The following is a 16,960-nucleotide window of genomic DNA, read 5'->3' on the forward strand; positions in this document are numbered from 1 at the left end:
ACGGCTGGTTGCCGACCGTTCCCTCCGTGACGGGGTCAGGCAGCAGCGGGGGAGTCGCCGGCCGCACGGGAGCCGACGCCCGCCGAACCGCCCGCGACCGCGCCAGAACCCTCACCGTCTTCCGTACCGTCCTCGCTGTCCTCGCTGTCCTGGTCCTCCACACCGAGGCGGTCGAGCAACCGGGCGCGCAACGCGCCGAAGCGTGGATCGGAGAGAGTGCGCGGTCGCGGCAGATCCACCGTGGTCTCGTACGCGATCCGGCCGTCCTCCATCACCAGTGCCCGGTCCGCGAGCAGCAGAGCCTCCTCCACATCGTGGGTCACCAGCAGCACCGCGCAACCGCGCTCCTGCCACAACTCGGCCACCAGGCGCTGGGCCTTGATCCGGGTCAGTGCGTCGAGGGCACCGAACGGCTCGTCGAGCAGCAGCAGGTCCGGCTCCCGCACCAGCGCACGCGCGAGTGACGCACGCTGGGCCTCGCCGCCGGAGAGTGTCTTGGGCCAGGCATCGGCCCGATGGCCGAGCCCGACCTCCTCCAACGCCCTTACTGCGACGTCGCGTTCCTGGCGGCCCGGCAGCCCCAGCAGCACATTCCGCCAGACCCGCTTCCAGGGCATCAGGCGCGGCGCCTGGAACGCCACGGCCTTGCGGCGCGGCACCAGCACCTCACCGTCGATTTCCTGGTCGAGCCCGGCCAGGACCCGCAGCAAGGTCGACTTACCGCAACCACTGCGCCCGAGCAACGCCACGAACTCGCCCGGCTGAAGGGACAGGTCAAGACCGTCGATTACGGCCCGTCCGCCGAAGGACCGCACCAACCCGCCGATCCGTACGGCGGAACCGGAGAGCCCGGCACGCGTGACCTGCCGTCCCTGCTCGGTATCGGTCACTGACCCGTGAATGTCGGTCGCCATTGCAGCAGCAGCCTTTCAAAGGTACGGACGAGGAAATCGGCAATGAGCCCGAGAATCGCGTAGACCACGAGGCACACCACGATCACGTCGGTGCGGAAGAATTCCCTGGCCTGGTTCATCAGGAAGCCGAGGCCGTCGTCGGCGTTGACCTGTTCACCGAAGACCAGTGCGAGCCACGCGGTGGCCAGCGAATAGCGCAGCCCGGTCATGGCACCAGGCAGCGCGCCGGGTAGTACGACATGCCGGATGAGGCCCCACCGACTCAGTCCGAGGGACTGGCCTGCCTCCACCAACTGGGCATCGACGCCACGGATTCCGGCATAGACATTCAGATACAGATGGAAAGCCACACCCAGCGAGATCAACGCAATCTTGGGTGCCTCTCCGATGCCCAGCCAGATGATGAACAGCGGAATCACGCCCACCCAGGGAATGGAACGCAGCATCTGCACGGTCGCGTCGACCAAATCCTCACCGAGCCGCGAAAGCCCCGACGCCAGCGCCAGCGCCACACCGATCACACCGCCCAACAACAGCCCGACCGCGACCCGTTGAAGGGAAACCAGCATCGCCGACGGCAGCGTCCCGTCCGAGACCAGGTCGTCGGCGGTCGCGGCGATGGCCCCGGGCGACGCCAGGATCTCGGCCTCCAGGGCGCCGCTGGCACTGAGTACCTGCCACAACACCAGCAACGCGACCGGCCCCACCGTACGGCGCAGCCACCGCGGCACCGACCACCGGCGCCCGGATACCGGATCGACACGCACCAACTCGGGCCCACCGGCACCGATCCCGGAATTGGGCCTCGCCCCCACTCCCTTCGTCAGCGACGGCGCGGCTGCTTCAGCGGATATATCGGGCGGCGCATGGTGCACCACGGCCTGATCAACAGTCATCAATACTCCACGAGGAGGGGGATGGCAGGGGGGGAGAACAGGGGAAGAAAAGGGAGGGAAGAGAACGTTGAGCGGGAAGAAGAAAGGAAATCCGCATGCCCCGGCTGCACGACAACACAGCGCCCACCCGCCGGCAACAAGACCACCACCGAAATCGCTTCCAGATCGCTGCCGAAGCCGCCGCCGGGATCGCTGCCGAAGCCACCGCGCGTCAGACCGGCATCCGGACTCCGGCACCCGGGCTTCCGGCAGTCGTCAACACCGCAACGCTCTACGGCAACCCAACCACCCGAGAAGCCACGGACGGAATCCAGGCCCCACCAAGGCAGACAGAAAAGCAGAAATCCTCAAAACGACCACGCACAGCCGCAGCGAGCCGAACGCCGGCCCCAAAGCGCCGCGAAAGCGAACCCTAGAACGCCCTCACCAACAACTTCAGCGACTACTTCACCAACGACGTCAGCAATGGCGACGCAAAGGCCTCAACAACAGCCGCCGCGGTGACACGCGGCAGAGGCCACCCGCAGCAGGTCGATATGACCGCGCGTGGTGAGCTGGGCTGATGTAGGCATGTCGTTGAACGTAGCGGTGTGCCGCGAGAGGGGTCAAACGTCATCTCGGCTGGTGGACCTTTGTTGCCGGAGTATTGAGCAGCATGGCGGAAGAGGCCCGCGGGGGTGCGGACCTGGGCAGGTCGTCCGTACCAAAATGGACCCATGAGCACCGCATTCACCACCCGCACCCTCGACGTCACCACAGGCTCGTCGGAGACCGTCACCGACCTCACCGCCGACTGCGCCGCATTCCTCCGGGAGACGGCAGACGGCCGCGACGGCCTGCTGAACGTCTTCGTTCCGCATGCCACCGCCGGCATCGCCGTCCTGGAAACCGGCGCAGGCAGTGACGAAGACCTCCTGGCGGCCCTGCACGACCTCCTCCCCGCAGACAACCGCTGGCGTCACCGCCACGGCACCCCAGGCCACGGCCGCGACCACGTCCTCCCGGCCCTCGTCCCACCCCACGCCACCCTCCCCGTCATCGGGGGCCGCCTGTCCCTCGGCACCTGGCAGTCCGTCTGCTTGGTCGACACGAACACGAGTAACACGGACCGTCGGGTCCGGTTGAGCTTCCTGGGGTGACTTCCCTGCCTCCCCAGGAGCAAGTCTTGTCGGTCGGTCGCTGGCCGAGCCCGTCGAACGCCATCTGTGAGTGACGAGGGCGCTGGGGTTTCGTGAGGGTTAAGAGCGTGTCCTACATGGTCAGTTGGCGGTTGTGCTGGACATGGGGAGTGGACGGTGGGGATGGATCGTTCCGGACGGCTTGTGGGAGTTGGCAAGACCGTTGCTGCCGGCGGCGCGGGTTCGTCCGCAGGGCGGCGGGGTCGCGAACATCGATGATGAGGCGGTGTTTGCCGCGATCATCTACGTCCTGGTCAGCGGCTGTGCCTGGCGGGCGTTGCCGCCGTGCTTCGGAGCGTCGAAGTCGACCGTGCACCGCCGCTTCGCCATCTGGTCTCGTGCCGGGGTCTGGGGCCGACTGCATCAGAAGGTTCTCCAGCTTCTGGATGAGCAGAACCTGGTCGACCTGTCCCGTGCGGTCCTCGATTCCGCCCACGTGAGGGCTAAAAAGGGGGCGCACTTGCAGGCCCGAGCCCCGTGGACCGAGGTAAGCCCGGTTCCAAGATGCATGTCCTGTCCGACGCGAACGGACTGCCCCTACGGGTCGCGCTCTCCGCGGCCAACATCCACGACAGCCTCGCTCTGAAGCCGATGCTGTCCCATTTCCACATGGGACACGAATCCCACGCGGCCGACTCCAAACCCGCGCGCCTTCATGCAGACAAGGCGTACGACATCCCTCACCTGCGGCGTTGGCTGTGGGGCAAACGCATCGGCATCCGTATCGCCCGCAAGGGCATCGACTCCAGCGAGCGGCTCGGCCGTCGCAGGTGGGTCATCGAACGCACCATGTCCTGGCTGACCGGCTACCGCCGCCTCAACCACCGCTACGAGCGGAAACCAGGCAACTACCTGGCCTTTCTCGGACTGGCATCCGCTCTCTGCTGCTACAAGCGGTTCCTCAAACTGACCATGTAGGACACGCTCTTAGTGAGGATGGAGCCCTCCAAGTGAAACCATGGAGAGTACTTCGACGGTGCCGATGGGTGGGAGAACACCGCCCTTCACGTCATCATCTGACCCGAAGCCGGAACTTCCTGATCGACAGCGACGGCTCCGTGGACAATAGAGGAATGCTTGACGAACTGCATGCACGTACACCACATAACGGAGGATCCTGGTGCGGAAGCGGATAGCACGATCTGTCGTAGCAGCCGCGGCGCTGACTCTCGCAGGATGCGGCACCGGCATATCAGCGCAAGACCGCAAAGATGCCAACCGCGCAGAAGAAGTGACGGAAAAGCGCATGATGGGCGTTGCGGAGAACTTCGACAAGGCCATCGACGGTTTAGCGCTCAAGGACCGCACGGTAGAGAAGGGCTGCGAGGAGAAGGCGCCGAACCTCGACCCGAATCCGGCGGATGCCCCTGAGGTCAACTGCAAGGTGAAGATCACTTCCACGTATTCGACGCGCCTGAGTCCGGCCGAGGTGGTGTGCGCTGCACGGAAACATCCCGAGGTGGTCAAGTGGAGTCCCCCGAAGCACGGCGTATGCGGCGAGGCCGATTACATTATCGGCGATACGCACTTGATTGAGAAATACCGCATGCACAATGTGAGGCTGACCTGGACTCCCAAGAAGCCTGGACTCTTCACCCTGGAGCAGAGCGAAGACTACTTCTACTGCGAGAAGAGCGATGATGGCAAGCGATACTGCCACGAAGGTGACTGGTCTCCCTCTTCGTGATAAAGCACCGTGCCCCGGCCGTTGATCCGGCCGGGGCACGCTGTCAGGCTAGCGGCTCAATACCAACCGTTCAGGCTCCTCTCCAGGACGTTGGCGTACAGGCGTGCGCCGCCGATCTTGGGGTGGAAGGACTGGGCCGACAGGCCGTACTCCCCGAGGAGAGGGAAGTCGATCTTCGGTTCGTCGCTGTCGACCGTCTTCAAAACGATGCCGTGGATCGACTCCGGATCACCGCAGATTCCCTTTCCGGAGAACTCGGAGATGGGGTTGGCGTACTGGACGGTGATACCCTTTGCCTTCGCGTCCGCCGCCGCTCCTTCCATCTGCGTCGCCAGCGTTTTGGCCACACTCTTGAGCCATATGTTCGACTGCGGTGAGATGCCATACGGCAGGAGCACATTGAGCTTGATGCAGCTCGCATCCCCGGCGATCAGCTCCGGGTAACCCACGAGCGTGATCTTCGCGTTGGGCGCCTTCTCGTGAATCTTCTGCAGGGCGGAAGTAATGTCGGTGCGGACCAGGTCGGAGATCAAACCGGGGACGGCTTCCTTCATGGGCTTGTCCTGATATCTGCCGTCACGGTTCTCGTTCGGGGTGGCGTCGATGTCCTCGTCGTGGTCCTTGAAGGGGCTGTCAGCGCAGTTGTTGTCCCCAGCGAGGATGCACGCCTGGATGATCGGAGTGAACCGGGAGTCGTTGCCACCGATCGAGATGGTCACCAAGGTCGTGTTCTTGTCGAGGTAGCCCGAGTCGAGTTGGGGAAGTTCCCCGTACTCATTCTTCTTGGTGATGTTGTAGGTGCGTGCACCGGAGCAGGCCACCATGTGGTAGTCGAGTGACGCATCCCGTCCGTCGGCCAGCTCCCCGATGGACTTGCCGGCCCTTGGCAGTTTCGCCTGACGCGACCACGCCTTGTCGGAGCGGTGGCAGGCGTCACGGGCCGACTTGTTCTGCGCGTCCCGGTAGTTGGTCTCCGGGTAATAGTTGGCGTTCCCGTCCGAGGCGCCTTCGCCGGAGGAGAAGGAGTCGCCCATGGCCACCACGAAGTCGGCAGGCTTCTTCGGGAGTGGCTGGAAGGCAACGGCATCCCAGGCGACGTCTTCGTTTCCGGTGCCGTCCTTGGTGAAGTTGCTCAAGGAGATGCTGGGCTTGCCGGTGAAGTTGAAGACCCCCAGAGGGACCCAGGTGTTCTTGCCGATGCGCTGCTGGACGACGCGGGTGGTGCTGGAGGAGGAGTCGGCCCCACCGACTTCGTAGGAAGCCTGGCGGGTATGGGCCCCGTGGTCGGGGATGTGCACGTAGGCCCGCGCCCAGCCGCCGATGTTCTGGTTCAGGGTCCAGGTGCCGGTGGCCTTCATCCGCCCGGCGTTGCCTGGGTAGGACTCAGGCTGGCGGGTGTGCGCGAAGTAGAAGTGGTTCTGGTACCCGGCCCCGATCTGATGGGTGTCGATCTTGGACGGGAAGGCGCCGTTCCACTCAGGGAAGGAGAACTTGAACGTGCCATGTGAGGAGATCGCACCGCAGAGTCGTGACCCGTCGCCTGCTGGGATGGCGCCCGCCGGGAGGTCGTCGATGACGAGGCTCCCCGAGGGGAGGCCATGGGAACAGCGCGGCGGGTAGGCGCTGCCATCGGGCTGTTCGGGATAGGTGGTGTTGAAACGGTGGACGGCGTTACCGCATTCCGGAAACAGCCCGCCGCAGTCTTTCCACTGGGGTGCGGCTTTGTTCCACCAGCAGTGCAGCCAGTGCGGGTTGGACTTGTCGTCCCCTGTATCCAGCGTGCAGGCGCCCTTTCCCGCGTCGTTGGAATCGCCTTCGCCGATCTTGCCAGGGTTACAGGCGTTGGACGTGTCGCAGAACAGGTCGACGGGTGGTTTGGAGTCGTGCCTGGAGCCGTTGGTGTTCCACCAGGCGGGACGGTAGCCGGCCTGGAAGTCGCCGGGGGCGAAGAGCGCGGAGATGGGACGTGCGGCCCAGCCGATGACCTTCTCCTCGTACGGCCAGTCCTGGGGGTGGGCAGCGTGGCTGTAGTCGTCCTTCGAGGGGTCTGCGGCGCTTTCCAGGAAGGGGACTCGGTTGGACTTCCACAGCGGGTTGGCCGGGTTGTTGGTCCAGCCCAGACCCCAGTGGGTTTCCTGGCCCTTGGGGTGGAAACCGGAGTTGTAGGCCCACAGCGCGAAGACCCAGTTTTCGATCCACTGGGGCTTGCCGTCGTTGAGGGTCAGGCCCGCGTCGTAGGTGTCGTTCCACTTCTCGGACAGGATCTGTGCTCCGGCCGCGATGTTGGCGGCGTAGTCCAGCGCGATGGCTTCCTGTTCGAGGGGCGTCTTGGTGGTCTGTCCCTTGTCGGGAAGACGCATGCCGTCGGTGGCCTGGGTGATGCCGTAGCCGCAGTCGGCCTTCGACCAGTCGATTTTCCACGGGTCGAGCTGGTCGCCGTCGGCGCTGTACTTGATGCCGTAGTAGTTGCCGATGAGCGAGTTGGCGGTGACGCCGGGCACGGCGTAGCGGGTGGCCTGCCACATGTTGGATTCCTGCGCGGTGATCCCGAGGAGGATCTGCGCGGGGATGTGCCAGTGGTCGTTGTTGCTGGCGTCTTCGGGGTCGAGTTTGTGGTTGGGGTCACCGGAGAGTACGAAGCCGGGGAAGAGGCCCTGGGGGCTGTAGCTTCCCATGCCGGTGTTTTTCCAGTTCGCGGAGCGGGTGATGTTCAGCTTGCCGACAACGGCCTGGTCCACAGCCCATTCGACCTGGCGGGGTGTGGGCTGGAACGCCTGCTTTTTGTAGTTGTTGCGCGGTACGGAGCACGTGCGGTCGTTTTCGACCGGGTCGGTGGGCGAGCCGGCGCCCAGGGCCTGTGCGCGTGCGGTCTGCGTGGACAGGCTGGTGGCTTTCTTGCCTGAGGGCAGTGCGGGGGAGGGCGCCTTCCCCGCACTGCCCGCGTCCTGGCGTGCAGCGTCGGGGTGGGCGTCCAAGGTGACGTTCTTCCCGCTGGCCAGGATGTGCAGTGTGGTGCGGGCGGTGCGTTCGCTCAGCGCTTCCTCGGGCCGGATCCGGCTGTCTTTGCCCTCCGCCCATGCGGTGGTGACCGCAGCCTGGCCATGGGTGGAGATTCGGGCGCCCATGGCGATCTTGCCGGGGTTCTTGACCGTCTTCGGCAGCGCTCTCTTGGTGGTGGCCTTCCCGGTGATGACCACCGTGCCGCTCGCTGAGGCGTCCAGGTCCCAGGCGGAGAGTTTTCCGCTGGCGAGAGTGACCGGCGTGGAACGCCCCTTGGTGATCTGCGCGGAGGTCAGATGCCGGGCGCTGCTGATGGAGTTCTTCTTGACGGTGTCGGCGGTGCGGTCGATGTAGGTGAGGCCGCCGTCCGCGTCGGTCTTGATCTGGAATGGAGTGTTGTTGCCGACTGCCAGGGTGGTGAGCTTGCCGGCCGCGGCCTTGACGAGATCCTTGCCGTGCGCGGCGATGATGCCGTGGCTGGTGGGGATGGCGGAGACAACCTGACCCGGGTAGGTGACGGGCCGGGTGGTCTTCCCGGTGGCCGCGTCGACGGCGATCAGGCGGGTCTGCTGCTTCTTGTCGCCGTCATGCGAGAGCTGGGAGAAAACGGCGCTGTCACCGATTCCGCAGCCGGGGGAGAAGTAGGCCAGTGTCGCCTGATAGGGCAGCTTGGTGACCTTGCCGGTGGCCAGGTTGACGACAGCGGTGAACGCGCCGCGCACCATCAGCTCGGGCTTGTTGGTGAAGGTGCGCGGGGCGTAGGCGACGGCGGCGTACTTCCCGGATCCGGTGACGCAGGCGTTACCGATCCAGGCGTCGGTGTCGAAGCCGTCCTCGGACAAGGTGGCTGCGGTCTTCCACGCGTAGCCGTCCCTGGCGTTGGCGGTCAGCAGGTGGAGGCCGGTTCCGTCACCGGAGGTGGTGAACGCGGTGTCCTTGGAGGACGTGTAATTCTTGCCGAGGATGCTGGTGCGGTCCTTGGTGTCGATGGCGGTGGGCTTGTCGACGTCCTGGGTTTGGGGCTGCTGCCACTGAGCCGCGCCCTTGGGGGGTGGATCGGAGGCTTGCGCCTGGGGTGAGGACAGGGGTATCAGTGTGGCCCCGAAGGCCAGGGCCGTGCACAGGCGCACGGCGGTCTGCCGTCTTAATCGTTTCACTGCGCTCCTTGGGATGAAGCCGGGCATGACCAAGCCGCACCGCCCGCATGGTGCGGGCGGTGCGGCTTGGGTTCCTAGTTGCAGGCGCCGACGGTGAAGCTGCCGCGCGCAAGGTCACTGCTGGTCTTCGTCTTCTTCATGAAGAAGTAGTACTTGCCGCAGTAACCCTTGGCCTGGCGGACCGGTCCGGCGTAGGAGGCGAAATAGCCGGCGTCGGTGGCGCAGGGTGTGTCGACGTAGTTGTCGCACAGCGTGGCGCTGAGGTACATCGACTTGCCGGAGTAGTTGCCTTCGGAGTAGAGGAGGCCGCAGGTGGGGTCCTCGTAGAAGCCGTTGTTCGGGATGTCCTTGTACCAGGAGTAGGCGGTGAGTATCGGCACGCCGCCTGAATCGGTGATGCGCTGTGCCCCGCCGGAGTGGGTGTAGCCGCTGCCGCAGGCGTTGCTTCCCGCGAGGGGCTGGGCGTCGAGAGGGGTGCCGTTTTCCCGAGCGAAGAGCTTCTCGGCTTCTTCGGGGCTGTACTCGATGGTGTAGGTACCGTCGGCGTTCTTCGTGGTCTTGTTTTGTGCTGCGGAGGCCGGGCTGGCCATGGCCGCGGTGGCGGCGAGGGGCAGCAGGATGGAGAGAACTAACTTGGTGGTGGTTCGTCGGATGCGCATTGATTCCCCCTTGAGGATAGCCCTCCTGACCCAGGAGCATTCGATCTGTTGTTCGTGGGTCAGATGGGTAGAGCCTTACAGACCGGGGACAGGCATGTCCTGTGATTTATGGTTTTTCGGTGATGACGTTGTAAATGACCGCATGCGGAGTTTTGCCTTCCTCGACGTTGGTGCCGCCCTGGTCACGGGCCGTGTAGACGCCGGAAACGGTCTGTCCGGGTTGCACCGTGTCGGTCTTGACGTGGAGGAATGCGAGGTAGCCCCGCGGGCCGATCAGTCGCACGTTGACCTCGTACCGCGCTGCCTTTTGACCGCAGTTGGGCACATCGACGCCGACGAGGAAGCCGTTCGTGTCTTTCTGGCGTACTGGGGCGGCGACGCGTACGCCGTCCTTCTCCGCTACGGGCGTCGGGGCCTTGGGGTTCTTCGGCGGGCAGTGCGGCGACGGTCTGGAGTCGGGTGCGGTTGTCTCAGTGGCGGTGGCGACCGGGTGCGCTTCGGGCTTGGCCGGCGGGGAGGTGCAGGCGGTCAAGGTGAGGGCGCAGGCGGTGACCGCCAGCGCTGTCTGCGATATGGACTTCAACAAGATTCCAGGTCCTTCACTTGGTGGGCATGGCACGCGAATGGCTGGCATCGGATCCTGCCACGGCTCCACTCAAGTTGCCGACGGCTTCTGGAATCCCCCAAGGTGCGGTGCGCGTCGGGGAACCGCGCGCAGTGGCGGTAAGGGTTGGTAGCTGGTTCAGCACATCGGCCAGCGAACCGTCTTGTGTCGCAGATCAGTTGGAGGACGGTCTGCTGGTAGCCGCACTCGGCCAGCTCGTCCGGGGCTGTCCACGCGAGGCCGAGCTGAACGCGGCTCTCGTACGGCCCGCAGTCGAGCGGGAGTTCCACATCGGTCAATCCGTCTGGAACGTACAGGACGTGTGCGTGCTGGTGTGCATGGTGGCCCCTCGCTGGGGCGTCATCGCATGAGCGGGCGCCGGTCACCACAGAGTGTCCTTGCTTTGCTCTCCACGCCTGTACCGCATGGGCGCAACCTCGCGTGTGGGGGGAGGAGGAGGCCGCCGAGGCCAACGAGCGCATACGCCAGGGACCAACCCCGCATGCGCGGGGACCACGACCGTGGTCCTTTCCTCGGCTTGACCCCGCAGCCGTGACGTAGTCCGAGCTTGGCGGTCGGTGGGCAATGATCGTGGCGAAGTCGTGATCCCTATGCCTTCCGAGTCGGTGGTTGAATTGATCACCAGCGTTGTCAGGTCGCAGCAGCACCTATCAGTTCGGGGTTACGGGTACGGGCCGGAGCAGCCGCCGAGGCTCCGCAACGTCGGGGGCGTACCTAAAGGTGCCCAGCTGACTCTGACGCGTTGGTCAGCTGAGAGGGCGGATGGCTTCCCCTGAGGCCCTCGCCGGCCGGGGGCATTCCGGGGACTCTTCAGGGACTTTCACGTCTGTCCCTGGGAGATTCCAGGGACTTTCCGCCGGGTAAGCAGGGAAGGCCCTGACAGCTCTGAAAGGTACGAACGCGCTGGCCAGGGCCCACAACCTCAGCACTCGATGATGTTCACCGCGAGCCCGCCCCGTGCCGTCTCCTTGTACTTGACGTACATGCGAGGCGCCTCGGATCTGACAGGTGTCACCGAGTATTGTGCGGGTTGCCTTAACGGAGGTTGGCGGACACGAACACGAGTAATACGGACCGTCGGGTCCGGTTGAGCTCCTGGGGTGACTTTCCTGCCTCCCGGGGAGCGACTTTTGTCGGTCGGTCGCTGGCCGGGCCCGTCGAACGCCGTCCTGTGAGTGACGAGGGCGCTGGGGGTTTCGTGGGGTTAAGTGGTGTCGCTGATCCACGGGTGCGGAACGCCCAGCAAGTTCTTCGTCTGTTGGTGGTACACGCCTGACCTCGCTTCTGACCTGCGGCAAAGGGTGGAAACGTCTGGTGCGAGGCCGAGTTGGTCCGCACCTGGTCCGGATCTCGGTGAGTGGTCCGTGGTGCTGGCGAGCGGGCCTCGCGATACCACATGGCACAGGTTGTAACCCGTGTCCTGGGGCGTCCAGCCGAATCAGGGAATCGCTCCCAAGGGCCATGTCGGAGCCCTGAGTCCGGGGGCGTCCACACAGTCTGTGAGACGCGTGTGAGAGGTGGGGACTCGCCGTCGGCTGGTGTCGATGGGGGTTCTGGTGAGGGGCGCGTCCTTCCTCGCCACGGGCGGTAACACCAACGGCTGCACCCAGTTCACCGCCCTGATGGACGCGATCCGGGTCCCCCGGACCGGCCCGGGACGGCCATGGGTCCGGCCCGCCCACGTGGTGGGCGACAAGGGCTACGGCTCCCAGGCCATCCGGACCTGGCTGCGGCGACGGGGCATCGGCCACACCATCCCGAAACGAGCCGACCAAAAGGGAGAAAGGCATGCAGCTCCCGCCGGGCCTGGAGCACCCTTGTGCGGAGGCGGTCAGTGACCAGTGTGTGGAGGCGCGTCGTGACGGGGTCGGGTACGTCGATTCGCCCAAGCGTGAAGCTCGGGAGTCCAGGAGGGCCGGCCCGCCCGACCTCGGTACTGGATCGGCTTCGAAGGGTGGTGGCGCCCGGCCTGGGGGAGCGAAGTCGTCTGCCGCGGATTCGGCCGCGCCCAGGCTTCTGGCCATGGTCGGGTTCGGGTCTGTGTCCGGGTGCCCGGGTATGCCCGGGCCCGCGCCATGAGCTATTCCTCTCGGACTGGACGGAGCGCCCGGCGCACGGCTCCGCGCAGCCACTGGTGAGCCCCGTCGGCGCTGTGGCGCGGGTGCCATGTCATGCCGATCGTCAGTGGCGGCAGCGGCAGCGGGATCTCCAGCAGACGCAGTCCCAGTGCGTGCGCCGCGTCGCTGAGTGGTGAAGGGGGCTCGCCCGGCAACGCGGTCGGCACCAGGCAGACCACGTCGCCGGCTGCGGCCAGTGCCATCGCCGCCAGGTGACCGGACAGGACGGCGCTGACCCGCCGACTAAGCCCTTGCTCGGCCAAGGCCGCGTCCAGCGGGCCGGTGAGGCGTCCCCGGCGGCTGACCGCGACGTGCTCGGCCGCAGCAGCCTCGCCGCTGCCAGGGGTCCTCGAGTGAGCGGGTGCCCGGCCCTGACGCCGGCCGCCATCCGCAGCGTGACGAGCTTTTCGACCTGGGTCTCCGGGTCGACGTGGTCGATGGCCCCGATCTCCAGGTCGATCCGGCCTTCGCGCAGTGCGCGGCCCGCTTCCCACTCCTCGGCCAACACCCGCAGCGAGACGCCTGGTGCCCGGCGCCGGGCCAGTCCGAGCAGTCTCGGCGCCAGCGCGGCGCCGACCAAGTCCGCGGCCTCGGGGGAGGTGTGCAGCCGCGCGGCTGCACGGGTGACGCTCTGCTCGGTCAGCAGGGCGTTGAGGGCGACGGCGAGGTTGGCGTCGAGGTTCGGGGCTGGGCTGCTCACCGGCACAATTCCGTTTTAGAACTGCGCGCAGGCCAGCTCGCCTTCCTCGACCTGGCCGTCGGTCGGCGGTGCGGGAGCCCGCCGCGTCAGCCGCAGGGCCTGACCATCCACCACCGCCCATGCTCCGGGCGGGAGTTCTGCGCCCGCCGGGGTGCCGTCGACGAGCAGCAGCTTCCGGCCCTCGCCGAGATCGGCGACGGCCGGCGTCCCGGCAATCAGCTCACCATCACGGGTGAACGTGATGTGCACCGGCACGGGGGACGAGAGCCCCGTGGTGACGGCCTGCCCGGTGATCCACAACTCCTTCGGATCGCACACCGAGCCGTCCACCCGCAGCACACCGCTTCGGAAGACCAGACCCACGTCCTCGGCAGAGCCGTCCAGAGCGTAGGCCGGAACTTCGACCATTCCCCGCAGTGTCGTCTGCTCGAGAAGGTTCCGGATTTCGCCCGCACTTACTGCCATGGAGCTTCAACCCCTCGACCGCCATAGAATGGAAAATGGCACAGGCGTTTGTCGCGGTGTCGGGGGGCACGGAACACCCGGCGCGAACCTCGGTAACTGTGGCCGAAAGCCGGTAAGCGACACAACCACGCATTCGAGACACGGCCGGAAGGTGTCCATAATTCCCGAACGGCCGGTACGAGACGGCACGTTTCGCCAATCAAGCCCGCAGGGCCACGCATCAATTTCCGTCACAGGAGGAGGGAAAGCGAAACGCATACGCACGTCTGCGCGTACCTTCACCCGGGGGCCGGTCGCACACGAGTGGGTGGCGAGCGGTTCTTGCTGGGCGTACTGCAACGTGCGTGGCTCACTCTCGTGGACTTCTTCGCGAGCCCGGGCGCCGGCCGCGTCGATCGCCGGCCCCCTCTCCCATGCGCAGCCGGGACCACGGCCGGCGGGGTATTTCTCCCTCGCCGATGCGTTAGTTGATGTCGGAGTGGGATTTTTGCAAGGAGCACCCTCAGGGATCCGTAACCTACGAAGTTGGTAGGCGCGACAGTGGATGGGCGATAAATGGCTGGCAAGATCGGGGCCGAGATCGGCACCACGGGCCACCAGACGTCGCAGATTGCGCGGGGGAAGTAGACACGGTCGACGACCGTCGACGTGCGTCATCGGCGAGGTGGGCGCACGGTGGGGGTATGGCCGAGCGTCCCCCGCAGCGCATCCGCCGTCGCCGACCGACGGCATACGGGTGACAGTTGAGGCTGATCCTATGCCTTCGCTTACGGGCCCGAGATCTCGTGGAGTTTCTGCACCGGGCTCGTCTGGATGAAAGTGTCATTTCGCTCGATGACCCGCGGCTCATTCGAATGGCTCGGCGGCGGGCCGGACGAGTGGCCCGCCTGGTCAGTAGTCGCCGCCACTGCTCCGCAGGCGTCGAGCATGGCATCGCCCACCTAAAGAACTGGAGGGCCCGTCCAAGCCGTCGCTGGCCTGCTGCCTCATCACCAGATCACCGACCTGGCATCGGCACGGCAAATGTGAACACCGAGCCCCACCGAAGTCCCGGACGTCTCACCGCCTACTGTGCACGAGCTCGTTAGTCGCTGTTAGAGATGTCTATGCGTTTGGTGGTCGCGATTATGCTCGTGCCTGAAGCTCATGTTGTCCGGTAGCGCATCACAGACGTGTGACCCCGCGTGACAGCCTGCCGGGCGGCCGCGTTTGGTTACCTGATGGCCGCGTAATGTGATGCAGGGCGGGCTGCAATACTTCGCAGTACAATGAAAATGGTTTTGGGTTGGGCTTCGAACAGGGCCGGGGCGATCGCTACTGGCGGCCCACCAGTGCACAACTCGAGACAGCATGTCTCTGTCCTCCCCTCACCCGGCTTCTCCAGCCGTGGGGGACGCCGTGCGCCCTCGCGACGGGCGAAGCGGGCTTCGCGTGAGGAGCCTGAAATGAACGGCAAATTTTCGAACATCGAAGCAAGGCATCTTGCAGCCGATGCCGACTGTCCCGGTCGCGGACTGGGACACGCGCCCGCCGCGGTCGCGGTGGTTCCGTCGGCTGGCGACTGGACACAGGTCGGAACCGACGACCGCATGCGTTACTGCATGAGACAACTCGTCGACCGGTACGGTTTTCCGCCCGCAGGCGCCGCCGGGATCGTCGGGAACTTGTGGGCAGAGTCGGCCATTCTGCCGAATCGCATCGAGGGCAGCTCGCCGTCCACCCCGATGCGAGCGAAGAACTTCGCCGGAGTAACCACGAATTTCACAGCCGCCCAAATCATGGATCGGAAATCACCTCATCAGGGGCCCAAGCTACCCGGCGCCGGCCTCGCCCAGTGGACTTCGCCCTCTCGGCGGTCGGGGCTTTTCAGGCACGTTTACAACGGAGCTGCGCGCGGGGCGGATGTCCTGTTCAACATGGATGCCCAACTGGACTATCTCGAGCACGAATTGCGTACGAGCTACTCCGGAGTCCATCAGGTCCTTTCCAGCCAGGTGGTGTCGGTTGAGGCTGCAAGCGACGAAGTCGTTTACAACTACGAAATTCCGGGGGCCATTCTCAGCGGCCACAGCAAACTGCCACGCGCCGACGCCCGCGTGCAGACGGTCTTCAAGCAACGCCGCTCACCATCGAACAGGGCACTGACCGCCTACCAGTCAGGTGGCGGCCCCGCCGGTCCCGCCGCCTTCGAGCCGTTCCCTGGTGAGTCGTTCTTCCACACGGGACGGAAATCGCCGATCATCGCCGCAATGCACCATCGGCTCGTCGCCGAAGGCTGCAACCGGTACCAGTCGAGCGTCAACGCCGACGTATGGGGCCCGGGCGATGTGCAGTCCTACGCCGCCTGGCAGGAGAAGCTCGGCTTCGAAGGCGACGATGCCAACGGCACCCCCGGCAAGAACAGTTGGGACAAGCTGCAGGTCCCCAACGTCTGACCGTCCTCGCTGATGGCTTGGGAGGCACCGGGTCTCTTGCCGGATGGACGAGCGTGGCCAGGAGACGGTCGACGCACACCAGCCGGTGCGTCGCACCGGCGCCCACGGCTCGCTTCCGCGGCCGGGAGGCCAGCCTGGCCTGATGCCGTCCCTGCCCCAACGGACCTACTTCGGGCAGGAGTTCAGCGATCGCATCGGCCGCCAGGCCCGTGATCCGCCGATCGCTGATGACTGCCGCACGGTTCGCGTTCCCCACCACGCCACCATGATCGACGATCAAGAGCTCATCGTACTTCACCGCCTACCATGCACGAGCTCGTTAGGTGAGGAGCCCTGCGGTCTGGCTCCCACTGCAGCCTTACACGCCCGCTCCGCGGCAGACGGGGAAGCGCATACGGCTGAGCCGGGGGCAACGCCGAAGCCGTTGCCCCGCTGCCAGCCCGTGCTGATCTTCGGGCTGCCGTGGGTGTGGTCGGCCCAGCCGTAGAAGTGCTGCCAGGTCACATCGTCGCCGTACCAGTGGTTGTAGTCCGTCTCCGCGTACGCCTGGACCGCCTTGCCGTCGCGCCTGGTGTCCCACAGGTAGAAGGCGCCGGAGACGTACGACTTGCCGCTGACCTTCTTCGTGCACTCCATGTACTTGGCGGCGCCGCCGGTGATGTGGATCTCCTTCCAGCCGGAGCACCTGTTGGCTGCGGCCTCCACGTGCCCGGCGGACGGAGCCGACGGTGCGGCCGGCGCGGCCGGGGCGGCGGTCGCGGCCGGGGCGGCAACGAGGCCGCCCGTTAGGGCCAGTCCGGCGGCTGCGAGAGCGATGCGCTTGCCTGACGTCACGGTCAATCCCTTTCGTCGGCCGGAGGACGGTCCCCCCGTTGGGACCCCGTGGCCCGTCGGCACGAGACCACCGTGCCCGGTCGCCCCGGCCCGCCCCAGTGGTCTCGGGGCAAGTGATGTCCTCTTGGGATCCCACCCTTGTGACCTGCTAAGGCGTCACCAAGGGTGGGACGGGAACGGGGACGGCTCAGCAGGCTGGTACCGCGGGAGGTTCCGATGGGGCAGAGCAGAACGTGGGACCTGACGCTGCCGGTGTGCCTGCCCGCCCGTCGCCCCGACAGGGAGCCCCGGCA

The 16,960-nt window shown here is 65.9% G+C and carries 14 protein-coding genes and 1 pseudogene; 6 read left to right on the plus strand and 9 right to left on the minus strand.

Annotation, left to right across the window (positions count from 1 at the left end):
* Nucleotides 1–35: 35 nt before the first annotated feature.
* The 3 genes from ABR737_RS38930 to ABR737_RS38940 all read right to left on the minus strand — a co-directional run bounded on the left by ABR737_RS38930 (nt 36) and on the right by ABR737_RS38940 (nt 2,382).
* Complete coding sequence (locus ABR737_RS38930; RefSeq protein WP_350255874.1) at nt 36–914, minus strand: ABC transporter ATP-binding protein; 879 nt, start codon at nt 912–914, stop codon at nt 36–38.
* Nucleotides 887–1,810, minus strand: coding sequence for an ABC transporter permease (locus ABR737_RS38935; RefSeq protein ID WP_350255875.1), 924 nt, complete (start codon nt 1,808–1,810; stop codon nt 887–889). The genes ABR737_RS38930 and ABR737_RS38935 overlap by 28 nt, the downstream gene beginning before the upstream one ends.
* Nucleotides 1,811–2,292: 482 nt before the next feature.
* On the minus strand, nt 2,293–2,382 hold the full coding sequence (locus ABR737_RS38940) for a putative leader peptide (protein WP_350255876.1): 90 nt from the start codon (nt 2,380–2,382) through the stop codon (nt 2,293–2,295).
* Between the two features lie 144 nt (nt 2,383–2,526).
* On the opposite strand from ABR737_RS38940, the gene ABR737_RS38945 reads away from it, so the two are divergent.
* The 3 genes from ABR737_RS38945 to ABR737_RS38955 all read left to right on the plus strand — a co-directional run bounded on the left by ABR737_RS38945 (nt 2,527) and on the right by ABR737_RS38955 (nt 4,675).
* Nucleotides 2,527–2,949, plus strand: coding sequence for a secondary thiamine-phosphate synthase enzyme YjbQ (locus ABR737_RS38945; protein ID WP_350255877.1), 423 nt, complete (start codon nt 2,527–2,529; stop codon nt 2,947–2,949).
* A gap of 142 nt (nt 2,950–3,091) precedes the next feature.
* A protein-coding gene (locus ABR737_RS38950; protein ID WP_190842255.1) for an IS5 family transposase occupies nt 3,092–3,906 on the plus strand; the annotation gives its coding sequence in 2 pieces (ribosomal slippage) (nt 3,092–3,449 and nt 3,449–3,906; 816 coding nt in all).
* Nucleotides 3,907–4,108: 202 nt separating this feature from the next.
* Entirely contained in the window at nt 4,109–4,675 is a 567-nt protein-coding gene (locus ABR737_RS38955; protein ID WP_350255878.1) for a hypothetical protein, read from the plus strand.
* 56 nt (nt 4,676–4,731) lie between these two features.
* On the opposite strand, the gene ABR737_RS38960 is transcribed toward ABR737_RS38955, so the two are convergent.
* The 3 genes from ABR737_RS38960 to ABR737_RS38970 form a co-directional block, all read right to left on the minus strand.
* Nucleotides 4,732–8,859, minus strand: a complete 4,128-nt coding sequence (locus tag ABR737_RS38960; RefSeq protein WP_502964443.1) for a golvesin C-terminal-like domain-containing protein — start codon at nt 8,857–8,859, stop codon at nt 4,732–4,734.
* Nucleotides 8,860–8,906: 47 nt separating this feature from the next.
* Nucleotides 8,907–9,491: a hypothetical protein gene (locus ABR737_RS38965; protein WP_350255880.1), complete on the minus strand. Its 585-nt coding sequence runs from the start codon at nt 9,489–9,491 to the stop codon at nt 8,907–8,909.
* Nucleotides 9,492–9,597: 106 nt separating this feature from the next.
* Nucleotides 9,598–10,077 carry a hypothetical protein gene (locus ABR737_RS38970; RefSeq protein ID WP_350255881.1) on the minus strand — a complete coding sequence of 160 codons (480 nt, stop codon included), beginning with the start codon at nt 10,075–10,077 and terminating at the stop codon, nt 9,598–9,600.
* Between the two features lie 197 nt (nt 10,078–10,274).
* Between ABR737_RS38970 and ABR737_RS38975 the strand changes: the two genes are divergently transcribed.
* Together ABR737_RS38975 and ABR737_RS38980 are read left to right on the plus strand one after the other, a co-directional pair.
* Nucleotides 10,275–10,466 carry a hypothetical protein gene (locus ABR737_RS38975; RefSeq protein WP_350255882.1) on the plus strand — a complete coding sequence of 64 codons (192 nt, stop codon included), beginning with the start codon at nt 10,275–10,277 and terminating at the stop codon, nt 10,464–10,466.
* 1,194 nt (nt 10,467–11,660) lie between these two features.
* Nucleotides 11,661–11,954 (plus strand): transposase, encoded by a 294-nt coding sequence (locus ABR737_RS38980; RefSeq protein ID WP_502964444.1) that lies wholly within the window; start codon nt 11,661–11,663, stop codon nt 11,952–11,954.
* 242 nt (nt 11,955–12,196) lie between these two features.
* Here the strand turns inward: ABR737_RS38980 and ABR737_RS38985 are convergent.
* Together ABR737_RS38985 and ABR737_RS38990 are read right to left on the minus strand one after the other, a co-directional pair.
* Nucleotides 12,197–12,942, minus strand: a pseudogene (locus tag ABR737_RS38985) (LysR substrate-binding domain-containing protein).
* Between the two features lie 6 nt (nt 12,943–12,948).
* Nucleotides 12,949–13,341: a hypothetical protein gene (locus ABR737_RS38990; protein ID WP_350255883.1), complete on the minus strand. Its 393-nt coding sequence runs from the start codon at nt 13,339–13,341 to the stop codon at nt 12,949–12,951.
* Nucleotides 13,342–14,843: 1,502 nt separating this feature from the next.
* On the opposite strand from ABR737_RS38990, the gene ABR737_RS38995 reads away from it, so the two are divergent.
* Nucleotides 14,844–15,833: a phage tail tip lysozyme gene (locus ABR737_RS38995; protein WP_350255884.1), complete on the plus strand. Its 990-nt coding sequence runs from the start codon at nt 14,844–14,846 to the stop codon at nt 15,831–15,833.
* 294 nt (nt 15,834–16,127) lie between these two features.
* On the opposite strand, the gene ABR737_RS39000 is transcribed toward ABR737_RS38995, so the two are convergent.
* The gene (locus tag ABR737_RS39000; protein ID WP_350255885.1) at nt 16,128–16,667 is read right to left on the minus strand and encodes a hypothetical protein; all 540 of its coding nucleotides are present in this window, start codon (nt 16,665–16,667) and stop codon (nt 16,128–16,130) included.
* Nucleotides 16,668–16,960: the final 293 nt, after the last annotated feature.

It is taken from the genome of Streptomyces sp. Edi2 (assembly GCF_040253635.1).
Taxonomy (GTDB): domain Bacteria; phylum Actinomycetota; class Actinomycetes; order Streptomycetales; family Streptomycetaceae; genus Streptomyces.

Bases quoted from the DNA above. Each gene is read 5' to 3' on its own strand.
- ABR737_RS38930 (WP_350255874.1), bottom strand. From the start codon at position 914: ATGGCGACCGACATTCACGGGTCAGTGACCGATACCGAGCAGGGACGG.
- ABR737_RS38935 (WP_350255875.1), bottom strand. From the start codon at position 1,810: ATGACTGTTGATCAGGCCGTGGTGCACCATGCGCCGCCCGATATATCC.
- ABR737_RS38940 (WP_350255876.1), bottom strand. From the start codon at position 2,382: ATGCCTACATCAGCCCAGCTCACCACGCGCGGTCATATCGACCTGCTG.
- ABR737_RS38945 (WP_350255877.1), top strand. From the start codon at position 2,527: ATGAGCACCGCATTCACCACCCGCACCCTCGACGTCACCACAGGCTCG.
- ABR737_RS38960 (WP_502964443.1), bottom strand. From the start codon at position 8,859: ATGCCCGGCTTCATCCCAAGGAGCGCAGTGAAACGATTAAGACGGCAG.
- ABR737_RS38965 (WP_350255880.1), bottom strand. From the start codon at position 9,491: ATGCGCATCCGACGAACCACCACCAAGTTAGTTCTCTCCATCCTGCTG.
- ABR737_RS38980 (WP_502964444.1), top strand. From the start codon at position 11,661: ATGGGGGTTCTGGTGAGGGGCGCGTCCTTCCTCGCCACGGGCGGTAAC.
- ABR737_RS38990 (WP_350255883.1), bottom strand. From the start codon at position 13,341: ATGGTCGAAGTTCCGGCCTACGCTCTGGACGGCTCTGCCGAGGACGTG.
- ABR737_RS38995 (WP_350255884.1), top strand. From the start codon at position 14,844: ATGAACGGCAAATTTTCGAACATCGAAGCAAGGCATCTTGCAGCCGAT.